This window comes from Streptomyces sp. NPDC040610 (genome assembly GCF_055594065.1).
The window spans coordinates 353261-366456 of sequence record NZ_JBVIXA010000004.1; the positions used below are offsets into that span (position 1 = coordinate 353261).

The 13196-nt window shown below is 70.9% G+C and carries 10 protein-coding genes; 1 reads left to right on the top strand and 9 read right to left on the bottom strand.

Annotation, left to right across the window (positions count from 1 at the left end):
* Positions 1 to 6: 6 nt before the first annotated feature.
* From ACZ6AA_RS17445 to ACZ6AA_RS17485, 9 genes are all read right to left on the bottom strand, one after another.
* Positions 7 to 1809: an IucA/IucC family protein gene (locus ACZ6AA_RS17445; protein ID WP_471458717.1), complete on the bottom strand. Its 1803-nt coding sequence runs from the start codon at positions 1807 to 1809 to the stop codon at positions 7 to 9.
* Positions 1806 to 2408 (bottom strand): GNAT family N-acetyltransferase, encoded by a 603-nt coding sequence (locus ACZ6AA_RS17450; protein WP_468450223.1) that lies wholly within the window; start codon positions 2406 to 2408, stop codon positions 1806 to 1808. The genes ACZ6AA_RS17445 and ACZ6AA_RS17450 overlap by 4 nt, the downstream gene beginning before the upstream one ends.
* 41 nt (positions 2409 to 2449) lie before the next feature.
* Entirely contained in the window at positions 2450 to 3685 is a 1236-nt protein-coding gene (locus tag ACZ6AA_RS17455; protein WP_468450221.1) for a lysine N(6)-hydroxylase/L-ornithine N(5)-oxygenase family protein, read from the bottom strand.
* Between the two features lie 61 nt (positions 3686 to 3746).
* Positions 3747 to 5189 (bottom strand): pyridoxal phosphate-dependent decarboxylase family protein, encoded by a 1443-nt coding sequence (locus tag ACZ6AA_RS17460; RefSeq protein WP_471458719.1) that lies wholly within the window; start codon positions 5187 to 5189, stop codon positions 3747 to 3749.
* Between the two features lie 251 nt (positions 5190 to 5440).
* A complete protein-coding gene (locus ACZ6AA_RS17465; RefSeq protein WP_468449845.1) occupies positions 5441 to 6487 on the bottom strand; it encodes an ABC transporter substrate-binding protein in 1047 nt (348 codons plus the stop codon).
* Positions 6488 to 6594: 107 nt separating this feature from the next.
* Positions 6595 to 7755 carry an acyl-CoA dehydrogenase family protein gene (locus ACZ6AA_RS17470; RefSeq protein ID WP_468449844.1) on the bottom strand — a complete coding sequence of 387 codons (1161 nt, stop codon included), beginning with the start codon at positions 7753 to 7755 and terminating at the stop codon, positions 6595 to 6597.
* 5 nt (positions 7756 to 7760) lie between these two features.
* Positions 7761 to 8738, bottom strand: coding sequence for a hydroxymethylglutaryl-CoA lyase (locus tag ACZ6AA_RS17475; RefSeq protein WP_471458721.1), 978 nt, complete (start codon positions 8736 to 8738; stop codon positions 7761 to 7763).
* Entirely contained in the window at positions 8735 to 10810 is a 2076-nt protein-coding gene (locus tag ACZ6AA_RS17480; RefSeq protein WP_471458971.1) for an acetyl/propionyl/methylcrotonyl-CoA carboxylase subunit alpha, read from the bottom strand. Before ACZ6AA_RS17480 ends, ACZ6AA_RS17475 begins: the two co-directional genes overlap by 4 nt.
* A gap of 19 nt (positions 10811 to 10829) precedes the next feature.
* Positions 10830 to 12446, bottom strand: coding sequence for a carboxyl transferase domain-containing protein (locus ACZ6AA_RS17485; protein ID WP_468449843.1), 1617 nt, complete (start codon positions 12444 to 12446; stop codon positions 10830 to 10832).
* 83 nt (positions 12447 to 12529) lie between these two features.
* Here ACZ6AA_RS17485 and ACZ6AA_RS17490 point away from each other — a divergent pair, with 83 nt between their 5' ends.
* On the top strand, positions 12530 to 13159 hold the full coding sequence (locus ACZ6AA_RS17490) for an SACE_7040 family transcriptional regulator (RefSeq protein ID WP_468449842.1): 630 nt from the start codon (positions 12530 to 12532) through the stop codon (positions 13157 to 13159).
* Positions 13160 to 13196: the final 37 nt, after the last annotated feature.

Sequence of the window (13196 nt, forward strand, 5' to 3'; positions counted from 1 at the left end):
CCCGGTCTAGGCGATCGGGTTCTTCAGGGTCCCGATCAGCTGGAGGGCGCCCGCCGGGTCGGCGAGGTCCAGCATCTGCTCGTTGTCGCGCAGCTGGAGCCGGTTCAGGCAGGACAGCGCGAACTCGGGCGCGAACATGTCGTACTGCCGGAACTTGTCGGCCAGTTCGGGCATCGAGTGCTGGTAGTCGCGGACGCACTCGGCGACCGTGCGCCAGAAGACGTCCTCGTCGATGCGGCCCTCGGAGACGAGGCTCGCGGACAGGAAGCGGAAGAAGCAGTCGAAGACGTCCGTGAGGATCGACAGGAGTTTGCGGTCCTCGGGCACGTCGACGCGGATCCGCTCGACCTCGGGCGGCAGGACCGCCGTCGGGTCCATCACGGCGATCTCCTCGGCGATGTCCTTGAACAGGACCCGGTCGACGACACCGTCCTTCAAGACCATGATCACGTTCTCGCCGTGCGGCATGAACACCAGGTCGTAGGCGTAGAAGCAGTGGAGCAGCGGCGTCAGATAGGCGCGCAGATAGCGGCGCAGCCACTCGGCGGGCGCCAGGCCCGAGCGCTCCATGAGGGCGCCCGCGAAGGAGGCCCCGTCGCGGTCGGTGTGCAGCAGCGACGCCATGGTGGCGAGCCGCTCGCCGTCCTTCAGGGTCGGCACGGGGCTCTCGCGCCACAGCGCGGCGAGCATTTTGCGGTACGGCGAGTAGCGGTCGGTGGCGGCCTCGTACTCCAGGTGCCGGTAGCCCACGGCAGCGCGCTCGCGGATGATGCCGAGGCCGGTGGAGCGCAGGACCTCGTCGGAGGCGACGAGGGCGTGCAGCCAGTCGTTGATGGCCGGGGTCGCCTTCATGTACGCGGCCGAGAGCCCGCGCATGAAGCCCATGTTGATGACGGAGAGGGCCGTCTTCACATAGTGCTTGGCCGGAGCGGAGGCGTTGAAGAACGTCCGGATCGACTGCTGGGCCAGATACTCGTCGTCGCCCTCGCCCAGGCACACCAGACGCCGGTCGGCGACCTCGGCGGCGAAGGTCACGGAGAGCTTGTTCCACCACTGCCAGGGGTGGGCCGGGATGAGGAGGTAGTCGGCCGGGTCGAGGCCCTGGGCGCGCAGCACGGCGTCGAACCGGTCCAGGGTCTCCCGGCCCAGCTCGGCGCGGAGGAACGACTCGTACTCCAGGCCCTCGCCCGCGGTGAACGCGGCCCGGTCGCGCCGCGCCGCCAGCCAGATCAGCCGGACGGGGCTCGCGGTCTCGGGGGCGTACGAGAGGTACTCGTGCACGCCGAAGCCGAGCCGTCCGTTGTTCGCGACGAAGCAGGGGTGGCCCTCGGTCATGCCGGTCTCGATCTCCTGGAAACCGGCGGTGGCCAGCTCGGCGGCGGAGACGCGGGGCTTGGTGAGTTTGAAGCAGGTGCCGGAGAGGGTGGAGGAGATCTCCTCCAGGTACACCGGCAGGACCTGGTCGCTCAGGCCGAGGGCGCCGCGCAGTTCGGTGAAGAACTCCAGGGCGTTCAGGGGGAGTTCGGCGCCGTCGCGGTGGCGGGTGATCGAGGAGGCGTCGATGCCCCAGTGGTCGAGGGCGAAGACGCGCGCGGCGAAGCGGTAGCGGGTCAGGCCGTCGTCGCTGCGCACGACGTACCGGCCCGCGCCCAGTTCCTCGGGGGCGAGCAGCCGCTCGTGCGCGAACTCGGCGAGGGCTTTGCGGATGAGGAGCCGGTTGGCCTCGGCCCAGCGCTCGGGGTTCAGATGGTCCACGGCCTCGGCCTGGGGGGAGAGGCGCGTCAGGGGTGCGGTGGGCGTCAGGGTCATGTCCGTGCTCCAGAAACTGCGGTGGGGCGTGCTGCTACGGCGTGGCGCACCACGGCCGCCTCGTAACTCTCGCGGGTGCAGAAGCTGAGCAGCGCCCGCTTCTCCGGCTTGTCGATCTCGCGCTCCGGCACGAAGCCGACCTCCTCGTTGAGGCGGTGCACGGCCGTGTTCGTGACGTCGGGTTCGACGACGACGCGGTGGGTGCGCGGGTCGGCGAACAGGTGCTCCATCACCGTGGAGATGACGGCGCGGGTGAAGCCGTGCACCGGCCGGTCGGTGGGGGCGACCAGGAAGTGCATGCCGACGTCGCCGGGCTCGGGCTCGTACAGGCCGACCAGCTCGATGTAGCGGGGGTCGTAGCGCTCCATCAGGAACGCGGGCTCCCCGTCGTGCAGGCCGACGAACGCGTCGTGGTGCTCGGAGGCGGCGATGCCCATGTACTCGCGCTCCACGTCCTGCAGTTTCGCGCCCTGGAGCAGCCAGAAGGCCGACTTGGGGTGGGTGACCCAGGAGTGGACCAGCTCGGCGTCCTCGAACGGGTCGAGGGGGCGCATGGTGAGGGTGCCGACGCCGCGTTCCCGGCTCGGCCTGCGTCTCATGCCGCTCGTGCCGCTCGTCCTGCCCGTTCCTTGCATCCAGCTCATACGGCGAACTCCTGGAAGGCGATGGACTTCTCGACCGGGTAGACCTCGCGGCCGAGCAGCTCACGGATGATGTACGCGTTGCGGTACGGGCCCATGCCGAGGTCGGGGCTGGTCATGGAGTGGGTGTGGACGGCGGCGTTCTGGAGGAACACACCGCGGCCGGTGGCGTCCACGGAGTAGTTGCGGGCCACGTCGAAGCGGCCGTGGCCGTCGAAGCGCAGGTGGTCGCGCAGCGGCTCCAGGAAGGCGGGGACGGCGTAGCGGTAGCCGGTGGCGAGGATCAGGCCCTCCGTCGTCATCTCGAAGTCCTTGCCCTGCTCCTCCTGGCGCAGGCCGAGGGTGTAGACGCCGCCCGTGTGCCGGGCCTTTCGCAGGCTCGTGTTGGTGAGCAGCCGGGTGGGCACGGGCCCGTCGAGGTTCTTCTGGTACAGCAGGTCGAAGATGGCGTCGATCAGCTCCCCGTCGATGCCCTTGAACAGGTTCTTCTGCTCGCTCTCCAGGCGGTAGCGGGTGTCCTCGGGCAGCGCGTGGAAGTAGTCGATGTACTCCGGAGAGGTCATCTCCAGCGTCAGTTTCGTGTACTCCAGCGGGAAGAAGCGCGGCGAGCGGGTCACCCAGTTGAGGCGGTAGCCGTGGGTGTCCATGTCGGCGAGCAGGTCGTAGTAGATCTCGGCGGCGCTCTGGCCGCTGCCGACGACGGTGAGGGAGTTCTTCTTCTGCAGCTCCTCCTTGTGCTCCAGATAGCGGGAGTTGTGCAGGAAGTCGCCGCCGAGGCCCTCGCACGCCGCCGGTATGTGGGGCGGGGTGCCGGTGCCGAGGACGAGGTGGCGGGCGCGCAGGGTGGCGCCGGAGCCGGTCGTCACGTCGTAGACGCCGTTGTCGTACGACACCCGGGTCACGGTCGTGCCGAAGCGGACGGAGGAGAGTTTCCCGGCGGCCCAGCGGCAGTAGTCGTTGTACTCCCGGCGCAGCGGATAGAAGTTCTCGCGGATGTAGAAGGAGTACAGACGACCCGATTCCTTCAGGAAGTTCAGGAAGGAGTACGGGGACGTGGGGTCGGCGAGCGTCACCAGGTCCGACATGAACGGAGTCTGCAGATGGGCGCCGTCCAGGAACATGCCCGAGTGCCACTCGAAGTCCGGCTTGGACTCCAGGAACAGGCCGTTCAGGTCGTCCAGGGGCTCGGTGAGACAGGCGAGGCCGAGGTTGAAGGGCCCGAGGCCGATGCCGATGAAGTCGTACGTCGTGTCCGGCGCCGTGGCCGTCGGGGTCTGCGGCCGCGCGTCGTGGCGGTCAGCTGGCGCGGTCAAGGTTCTCTCCCAGGTACTGCTCGGCGTGGCCGGCTATCAGGTCGAGGACGGCGGCGATGTCGGCGGCCGTGGTCTCGGGGTTGAGCAGGGTGAACTTCAGGTACTGGCGGTCGCCCACCTTGGTGCCCGCGACCACGGCGGCACCGGAGGTGAACAGGGCCTTGCGGGCGTAGAGGTTGGCGCGGTCGATGGACGCCGGGTCGCAGATCGCCGCCGGGATGTAGCGGAAGACGAGCGTGGAGAGGCTCGGCTGGACGACGACGTCGTAGCGCGGGTCGGCGGCGAGCAGGTCGAAGCCCTCGGCCGCCAGGTCGCAGACCTCGTCGAAGAGGTCGCCGATGGCGTCGGCGCCCATCACGCGCAGCGTCATCCACAGTTTCAGGGCGTCGAAGCGGCGGGTCGTCTGCAGGGACTTGTCGACCTGGTTGGGGATGCGCTCCTGCACCGCGCGCCGCGGGTTCAGATACTCGGCGTGGTACGTGGCGTGCCGCAGCGTCACCGCGTCCCGGACCAGGAGCGCGGACGAACTGACCGGCTGGAAGAACGACTTGTGGTAGTCGACCGTGACGGAGTCGGCGCGCTCGATGCCGTCGAGCAGGTCGCGGCGGGTGCGCGAGGCGAGCAGACCGCAGCCGTAGGCGGCGTCGACGTGCAGCCACGTCTCGTACTGCGCGCAGAGGTCGGCGATCTGCGGCAGCGGGTCGATGGAGCCGAAGTCGGTGGTGCCCGCGGTCGCGACGACGGCCATGGGGACCAGGCCCTCGCGGTCGAGGCGGGCCAGCTCGCGGGCGAGCGCCACGGTCTGCATGCGCTTGTCGCGGTCGGTGGGGATCACCACGACGGCGTCCTGGCCGAGGCCGAGCATCTTCGCGGCCTTCTGGACGCTGAAGTGGCCGACCTCGGAGGCGAGGATGCGCAGCCGGTCGGGGGATTCCGCCTTGGCCTCCTCGCGGGCGAGGAGCAGCGCCTGCAGGTTGGACTGGGTGCCGCCGGAGGTGAACACGCCGTCGGCGGCGGGCCCGAGGCCGATGCGCTCGGCGGTCCAGTCGATCAGGCGGCGCTCGATGAGGGTGCCGCCCGCGGACTGGTCCCAGGTGTCCAGGGACGAGTTCACGGCGGTCAGGACGGCCTCGCCGAGCACGGCCGGGATGACGACCGGGCAGTTGAGGTGGGCCAGGTAGCGGGGGTGGTGGAAGTAGACGGCGTCGCGCAGGTACAGCTCGTCCAGCTCGTCGAGGGCGGCGCCGGTGTCGTGCAGCGGGGTGTCGAGGTCGACGGCCTCGACGCGGGGGGTGAGCGCGTCCGCGGAGACGCCGGTGAACGGGCGGGAGGTGGTGGCGATTCTGGCCGCCACCCGCTCGACTCCTTCGGTCACGGAGGCGCGGTACCGCTCCGTGGTGGTGTCATTGAGCAGGTGCGAGCGCATGAACTGTCCTCCAGGTGAGGGGACTTGGTCGCGCCCCCGGGACAGGGCACAGCAGGGAGGGCCGAGGGCGCGACATGGAACTTAGGGTAGCCTAACCTAAGTTCATCGCGACAGGGTCCTGGGGTCCCTTCCGTCCCACAAGTCACCGGGATATTCACGAGTCGTCCATAAACTCGCAGGTCACAGGGGTACTCACACAAAGAGCCGCCCGCCTGCGGAAGCAGACGGGCGGCTCCGGGGTCGGCGCCCGGCTAGGAGACCTTCTTGGCCTTCTCGATGGCCTTGGCCAGGTCCTCAAGGATCGGTGCGCACTTGGCGTACGAGAAGATCGGCTCGGTGACGCGCGGGATGACCTGCCCGGCCTTGACGGCGGGCAGCTTGCCCCAGGTGGGCTTCTGCTTCGCCAGGTCCGCGGGCTGCAGGGCCGACGTGCGGTTGTCCATCATGATCACGTCGGCCTCGTACTGGTCGACGTTCTCCCAGGACAGGTTCTCGAACCAGCCACCGCTCTCCTTCTTGGCCTTCTCCGGCGGCTCGACGATGTTCACGCCGAGCGCCTTGAAGTACTCCAGGTCGGCGGAGAGGTCGGAGCCGGAGACGTAGAAGATCTCCGCGCTCGCCGAGCCGATCAGGACCTTGATCTCCGGGCGGGACTTCGCGGCCTTGCGCAGCCGCTCCGCCGCGGCCTCGAAGCGCTTCTTCGCCGTGACGACCTTGTCGGACTTCACGTCCGCGCCGAGCGACTCGGCGAGGGCGAGGATGCGCTCCAGGGGCTTGGTCATCTGCCGGTCGTAGACGGAGACGCCGACGCTCGGGGCGAGCCCCAGGATCTTGTCCTTGGACTGCTCGGGGACGTACCAGAGGGTGCCCTTGTCGTCGAACATCGTGGAGATCAGGACGTCGGGCTGGAGGCCCACGTACTTCTCGATGTTGAACTGGTCCCAGGCGTTGCCGAGGATGGTCACCTTGCTGATGTCCATGTCGCCGGCCTGGACGTCCGGCTTGCCGTCCTTGGTCCTGGTCGGGCCGAAAACACCCTTGACCTCGACGCCGTAGTCGTACAGAGCGGCCGCGACGCCGGTGAACGCCACGATGTTCGCGGGCGTCGCGTCCGCCTTGGCCGTCTCGCCGCGGTCGTCCTTGAAGGACCAGGGGCCGCCGTCCTTGGTGCCGCTGCCCGAGCCGCCGCTCTTGTCCTTCTTGTCGTCCCCGCAGGCGGCGAGGACGGCGGTGAGCCCGAGGGCGCCGCCCGCGGCGAGGATGCCGCGGCGCGAGGGCGTGCGGAGGCTGTGCGACATGAGGTCTCTGCTTTCGTACGGGGCACTGGCCGGAAGTGGTGCTTAGGTTAACCTAACCTTGCTTCCGGTCCAGCGGCCCCCCGCCCCGGTCGGCGGCCCCTCCCGCCTCAGCTGGTGAGGCCGAGCTCCCGGGCGATCAGCATGCGCTGCACCTCGCTCGTGCCCTCGCCGATCTCCAGGATCTTGGAGTCCCGCCACATCCGCGCCACCGGGTACTCGTTCATGAAGCCGTACCCGCCGTGGATCTGCGTGGCCTCGCGCGCGTTGTCGACGGCGACCGTCGACGAGTACAGCTTCGCCAGCGCCGCCTCCTTCTTGAACGGCTCCCCGGAGACGAGCCGCGAGGCCGCGTCGCGCCAGGCGAGCCGCGCCGTGTGCGCCTTCATCTCCATGTCGGCGATCTTGAACTGGATGGCCTGGTTGGAGCCGATCGGCCGCCCGAACGCGTGCCGCTCCTTGGCGTACTTCACCGACTCGTCGACACAGCCCTGCGCGAGCCCCGTGCCGAGCGCCGCGATCGCGATCCGGCCCTCGTCCAGGATCCGCAGGAACTGCGCGTACCCGCGGCCGATCTCACCGAGCAGGTTCGCCCGCGGCACCCGCACGTCGGAGAACGACAGCTCCCGCGTGTCCGAGGCGTTCCAGCCGACCTTCGAGTACGGCGCCGCGACCGTGAAGCCCGGCGTGCCGGACGGCACGATGATGGAGGAGATCAGGGGCTTGCCCGCGTCCGTGCGGCCCGTCACCGCCGTCACCGTCACCAGGCCCGTGATGTCGGTCCCGGAGTTGGTGATGAAGCACTTCGTGCCGTTGATGACCCACTCGTCGGTCGCCTCGTCCAGGCGCGCCGTCGTGCGCGTGCCGCCCGCGTCGGAGCCGCCGTCCGGCTCGGTCAGGCCGAAGGCGCCCAGGATCTCGCCGGAGCACAGCCGCGGCAGCCACTCCCGCTTCTGCTCCTCGGTGCCGAACAGGTGCAGCGGCATCGCGCCCAGGGAGACGCCCGCCTCCAGCGTGATCGCCACGGACGAGTCGACGCGCGCCAGCTCCTCCAGGGCGATGCCGAGCGCCAGGTAGTCGCCGCCCATGCCGCCGTACTCCTCGGGGAAGGGCAGCCCGAAGAGGCCCATGCGGCCCATCTCGCGCACGATCTCGTACGGGAACTCGTGCCGCTCGTAGAGGTCGCCGATCTTCGGGGCGACCACGTCGTGGGCGAACGCCTCGACGGTACGGCGCAGTTCCTCGTGCTCGGGGGAGAGGTGGTGGTCCATCGTTCTCACTGCTCCTGGTGGGAGAGGGCACGCACGGTGCGGGACGGGCTCGGTCGGCCCAGCTGGCCGGCCATCCACACGCTCGTGGCGGTGAGACGGCCGAGGTCGACCCCGGTTTCGATGCCGAGGCCGTGAAGCATCCACACGAGGTCTTCGGTGGCGAGGTTTCCGGTGGCGCTCTTGGCGAACGGGCAGCCGCCGAGGCCGCCCGCGGACGCGTCCACGGTCGTCACCCCGTGCTGCAGGGCCGCCAGGGTGTTGGCGAGCGCCTGGCCGTAGGTGTCGTGGAAGTGCACGCCCACGCGGTGCGTGGGCACGCCCTGTTCGTTCAGGGCGGCGAGCAGTTCCTGTACGTGGCCGGGGGTCGCCACGCCGATCGTGTCGCCGAGGCTCAGCTCGTCGCAGCCCATGTCGAGCAGCGCCTTGCAGACGCGGACGACCTGGGCGATCGGGACGGCGCCCTCCCAGGGGTCGCCGAAGCACATCGACAGATAGCCGCGCACATGCACCTGGTCGTGCGCGCTCTGAGCCTCCTTCGCCCGCGCCACCACCGGCTCGAACATGGCGAGCGCCTCGTCCACCGTGCGGTTCAGATTGGCCTTGGCGAAGGACTCGGTGGCGCTCGCGAACACCGCGACGCGGCGGGCGCCGAGCGCGAGGGCGCGGTCCAGGCCGCGGGCGTTCGGGACCAGCACCGGCAGGTGCACGCCCTTGGTGTGCGCGAGGTCGTCGAGGAGCGGGAACAGGTCTTCCGCGTCGGCCAGTTGGGGCACCCACTTGGGGTGCACGAAGCTGGTCGCCTCGATCGTGGTCAGGCCCGCGGCCGCCAGGCGGTGGATGAACTCCGCCTTCACCTCGGTGGGCACGGTCGCCTTCTCGTTCTGCAGGCCGTCCCGGGCGCCCACCTCGTGGATGCGGACGCGGGGCGGGAGGTCCTCGGTGGGGACGACCATCGGCAGGCCGCCGGGGGCTCGTGCGGTCATGACGCGTCCTCCTCCGCGGGGGTCACCACGGCAAGGACCTGGTCCATGGCGACCGTGGTGCCCGGGGTGACGTCCAGTTCGGTGACGGTGCCCGCGTGCGGCGCGGAGATGACGTGCTCCATCTTCATCGCCTCCACCACCAGCAGGCTCTGGCCCGCGGCCACCACGTCGCCGGGGGCCACCTTGACGACGGTGACCGTGCCGGGCATGGGCGCCGTCAGCGCGTCCACGCCCGCGTGCGCGGCGCCGCTGAGGGCGGCTTCCACGGGGTCGTGGTCCTGGACGTGCCAGGCGTGGCCGTCACGGCCGAGCCAGGTGCCGGCGCGGTGGAAGGTGTGGGTGCGGCCGTCGAGGTGGAGGGTGGGGCGCTGCGCGGAGCCTTCCCCAAGCCCGCCCCTTCCCGAAACCGGGGGCGAGCCCCCGGGCCCCCCGAGGTCGACTTCGACGTCGCCGTCGGCGGTCAGACGTGTCCGCACGGACACGGGCTCGTGCCCCGGCACCCGCAGATGGTGCACGGTCCACGCGGGCTCACCGCCGAGGCGCCACCCGTTGGGCACGGAGAAGGGGTCGAGCCACGCGTTGTTCTTCAGCCCCTCCGGCGTTTGAGGAGCGGGGTCCGGGGCGGAGCCCCGGTTTCGGGAAGGGGCGGGATCGGGGAAGGAACCGGCCGCCCGCACCAACGCCGCCGCCCCGTACACCTCCACCGGCACATCCGGGTCCACCAGCCCCTCGGCCTCCCGCTCCACCAGGCCGGTGTCGATGTCCCCGGCCACCACCGCCGGGTGGGCCAACAGCCGCCGCAGGAACCCCGCGTTCGTCGGCACCCCCAGGGTGACCGTCTCCGCGAGCGCGGCCCGCAGCTTCCGCAACGCGGTCGCGCGATCCGGCCCGTACGCGATGACCTTGGACAGCATCGGGTCGTACAGGCTCCCGACCTCCGTGCCCTCGCTGAGCCCGGAGTCGGTGCGCACGCCGTTGCCGGACGGCTCGTGCAGGGAGAGGACGGTCCCGCCGGACGGAAGGAACCCGCGAGCCGGGTCCTCCGCGCAGACGCGGGCCTCCACCGCGTGCCCGGTGAGCGTGATGTCGTCCTGGGCGAAGGGCAGCGGCTCGCCGGAGGCGACCCGGAGCTGCCACTCCACCAGGTCGAGGCCGGTGATGAGCTCCGTGACGGGGTGCTCGACCTGGAGGCGGGTGTTCATCTCCATGAAGTAGTACGAGGCGGGGTCGTCGCCGGGCACGATGAACTCGACGGTGCCCGCCCCGACGTACCCGCAGGAGCGCGCGGCCTCCACGGCGGCGGACCCCATCGCGGCCCGCGTCGCCTCGTCGAGGAGGACGGACGGCGCTTCCTCGATGATCTTCTGGTGGCGGCGCTGGAGGGAGCACTCGCGCTCGCCGAGGTGGACGACGTTGCCGTGCGCGTCGGCGAGCACCTGGATCTCGATGTGCCGGGGGCGGTCGACCCAGCGCTCGACGAGGAGGGTGTCGTCGCCGAAGGAGGCACGGGCCTCGCGCCGGGCGGCGGCGATCTCCTCGCCGAGGAGGGCGGCGTCGCGGACCAGGCGCATGCCCTTGCCGCCGCCGCCCGCGGAGGGCTTCAGGAGCACGGGGGTGCCGATCTCCCGGGCGGCGTCGATGAGCTGGGCGTCGGTGAGGCCGCTGCCCGAGGAGCCGGGGACGACGGGGACCCCGGCCTTCCGCACGGTCTCCTTGGCGCGGATCTTGTCGCCCATCAGGTCGATGGCGGTGGCGGGCGGGCCGATGAAGGCGAGCCCGGCGTCCGCGCAGGCCTGCGCGAAGGCGGCGTTCTCGGCGAGGAAGCCGTAGCCGGGGTGGACGGCCTGGGCGCCGGACGCGGCGGCGGCCGCCAGGAGGCGCTCGGCCGACAGATAGCTCTCGGCGGCCGGGGCGGGCCCGAGCCGCACCGCCGTGTCGGCCTCGCGGACGTGCCGGGCGTCGGCGTCGGCGTCGGAGAAGACGGCCACCGAACGGACGCCGAGCGCCCGCAGCGTACGGATGACGCGGACGGCGATCTCGCCCCGGTTGGCCACAAGGACTGTGTCGAACATGCTCATGGGGTCTGGTCCCTCACATCCGGAAGACGCCGAAGCCGCGTTCGCCCAAGGGCGCCCCGGCACACGCGGTCAGAGCCAGGCCGAGCACCTGGCGGGTCTCCAACGGGTCGATGACACCGTCGTCCCACAGCCGTGCCGTGGCGTAATAGGCGTTGCCCTGTTCCTCGTACTGCGCGCGGACCGGGGCCTTGAAGGCGTCCTCGTCCTCGGCCGACCACTCCTCGCCGCGCGCTTCGAGCTGGTCGCGCTTGACGGTGGCGAGGACGGACGCCGCCTGCTCGCCGCCCATCACGGAGATCTTGGCGTTGGGCCACATCCACAGGAAGCGCGGCGAATAGGCCCGGCCGCACATCGAGTAGTTGCCCGCTCCGTACGAGCCGCCAACCACGACGGTCAGTTTCGGGACGCGGGTGCAGGCCACCGCCGTGACCATCTTCGCGCCGTGCTTGGCGATGCCCCCGGCCTCGTAGTCCCGGCCGACCATGAAGCCGGAGATGTTCTGCAGGAAGACCAGCGGGATGCCGCGCTGGTCGCACAGCTCGATGAAGTGGGCGCCCTTCTGGGCGGACTCCGAGAACAGGATGCCGTTGTTCGCGACGATGCCGACGGGGTGGCCGTGGATGTGTGCGAAGCCCGTCACCAGGGTCTGGCCGTACTCGGACTTGAACTCGGCGAAGCGCGAGCCGTCGACGACGCGGGCGATGACCTCGCGGACGTCGTAGGGGGTGCGGGAGTCCGTCGGCACCGCGCCGTACAGGCCGAGCGGGTCGACCTTCGGCTCCTCGACCGGGCGGACCTCCCAGGGCAGCTCCCCGCGCGCGGGGAGCGTCGAGACGATCGTGCGGACGATGCGCAGGGCGTGCGGGTCGTCCTCGGCGAGGTGGTCGGTGACGCCCGACACCCGGGAGTGGACCTCGCCGCCGCCCAGCTCCTCGGCGGTGACGACCTCGCCGGTGGCGGCCTTCACCAGGGGCGGGCCGCCGAGGAAGATCGTGCCCTGGTCGCGCACGATCACGGCCTCGTCGCTCATCGCGGGCACGTACGCCCCGCCCGCCGTGCAGGACCCGAGGACCGCCGCGATCTGCGGGATGCCCGCGCCGGACATCCGCGCCTGGTTGTAGAAGATCCGCCCGAAGTGCTCGCGGTCGGGGAACACCTCGTCCTGCATCGGCAGGAAGGCGCCGCCCGAGTCGACCAGGTAGAGGCAGGGGAGACGGTTCTCCAGTGCCACCTCCTGCGCCCGCAGGTGCTTCTTGACCGTCATCGGGTAGTACGTCCCGCCCTTGACGGTCGCGTCGTTGGCGACGATGACGCAGTCGCGCCCGCTGACCCGGCCGACGCCCGCGATGACGCCGGCGGCCGGGGCCGCGCCGTCGTACATGCCGTCGGCCGCGAGCGGGGCCAGTTCGAGGAACGGCGAGCCGGGGTCGAGGAGGGCGTCCACGCGGTCGCGCGGCAGCAGCTTGCCGCGCGCCACGTGCCGCTGCCGGGCGCGCTCGCCGCCGCCGAGCCGGGCCGCCGCGAGTTTGCCGCGCAGCTCCTCGACCAGGGCGCGGTGCGCCGTCTCGTTCGACCGCCAGGCTTCCGAGGCGGGGTCCGCCGCGCTCGCGAGGACTGGTGCCTGTTGCATCCGCTGGGCTCCCACTGTTAGTGAGCGTTAACGTATGCCGTTAAGGTTAACGACCGCTAACCGTGCTGTCTAGAATTGCTTCCATGGCCACCAGGACCGACGCCCCCACCCGCCGCGAGCAGATCCTCAAGGAAGCCGCGAGGCTCTTCGCCGAGCGCGGCTTCCACGGCGTCGGCGTGGACGAGATAGGGGCCGCCGTCGGGATCAGCGGGCCCGGCCTGTACCGCCACTTCGCGGGCAAGGACGCGATGCTGGCCGAGCTGCTCGTGGGGATCAGCGAGCAGTTGCTGCGGGGCGGTGAGCGCCGGGCCGCGGAGGCCGCGGGGTCGCCCGGGGCCGTGCTCGACTCGCTCATCGAGGGCCACATCGACTTCGCCCTCGACGACCGCCCGCTGATCACTCTCCACGACCGGGAGCTGGACCGCCTGCGGGACAGCGACCGCAAACTGGTCCGCTCGCTCCAGCGGCGGTACGTGGAGCTGTGGGTCTCCGCGGTGCGGGACGTGTACGCCGGGCTCGCCGAGGCCGAGGCGCGGGCGTCGGTGCACGCGGTCTTCGGCCTCCTGAACTCGACGCCGCACCTGGGGCGGCCGGGGTCGCTCCCGGACCGGGAGGGCATGGCGGGGCTGCTGAGCAGGTTGGCGCACGGGGCGCTGGCGGCGGCCTCCAGGGGAGACGCAGGTGACAGTTCTGGCTCTGGACGGTCACAGTGACCGCCGGGTAACCTCGGGCTGAGCAAGCGCTTAGTAC

What these genes read in the sequence shown, in the direction of transcription:
- ACZ6AA_RS17445 (WP_471458717.1), bottom strand. Translation starts at nt 1,809, where the DNA reads ATGACCCTGACGCCCACCGCACCCCTGACGCGCCTCTCCCCCCAGGCC.
- ACZ6AA_RS17450 (WP_468450223.1), bottom strand. Translation starts at nt 2,408, where the DNA reads ATGAGACGCAGGCCGAGCCGGGAACGCGGCGTCGGCACCCTCACCATG.
- ACZ6AA_RS17460 (WP_471458719.1), bottom strand. Translation starts at nt 5,189, where the DNA reads ATGCGCTCGCACCTGCTCAATGACACCACCACGGAGCGGTACCGCGCC.
- ACZ6AA_RS17465 (WP_468449845.1), bottom strand. Translation starts at nt 6,487, where the DNA reads ATGTCGCACAGCCTCCGCACGCCCTCGCGCCGCGGCATCCTCGCCGCG.
- ACZ6AA_RS17470 (WP_468449844.1), bottom strand. Translation starts at nt 7,755, where the DNA reads ATGGACCACCACCTCTCCCCCGAGCACGAGGAACTGCGCCGTACCGTC.
- ACZ6AA_RS17475 (WP_471458721.1), bottom strand. Translation starts at nt 8,738, where the DNA reads ATGACCGCACGAGCCCCCGGCGGCCTGCCGATGGTCGTCCCCACCGAG.
- ACZ6AA_RS17480 (WP_471458971.1), bottom strand. Translation starts at nt 10,810, where the DNA reads ATGTTCGACACAGTCCTTGTGGCCAACCGGGGCGAGATCGCCGTCCGC.
- ACZ6AA_RS17485 (WP_468449843.1), bottom strand. Translation starts at nt 12,446, where the DNA reads ATGCAACAGGCACCAGTCCTCGCGAGCGCGGCGGACCCCGCCTCGGAA.
- ACZ6AA_RS17490 (WP_468449842.1), top strand. Translation starts at nt 12,530, where the DNA reads ATGGCCACCAGGACCGACGCCCCCACCCGCCGCGAGCAGATCCTCAAG.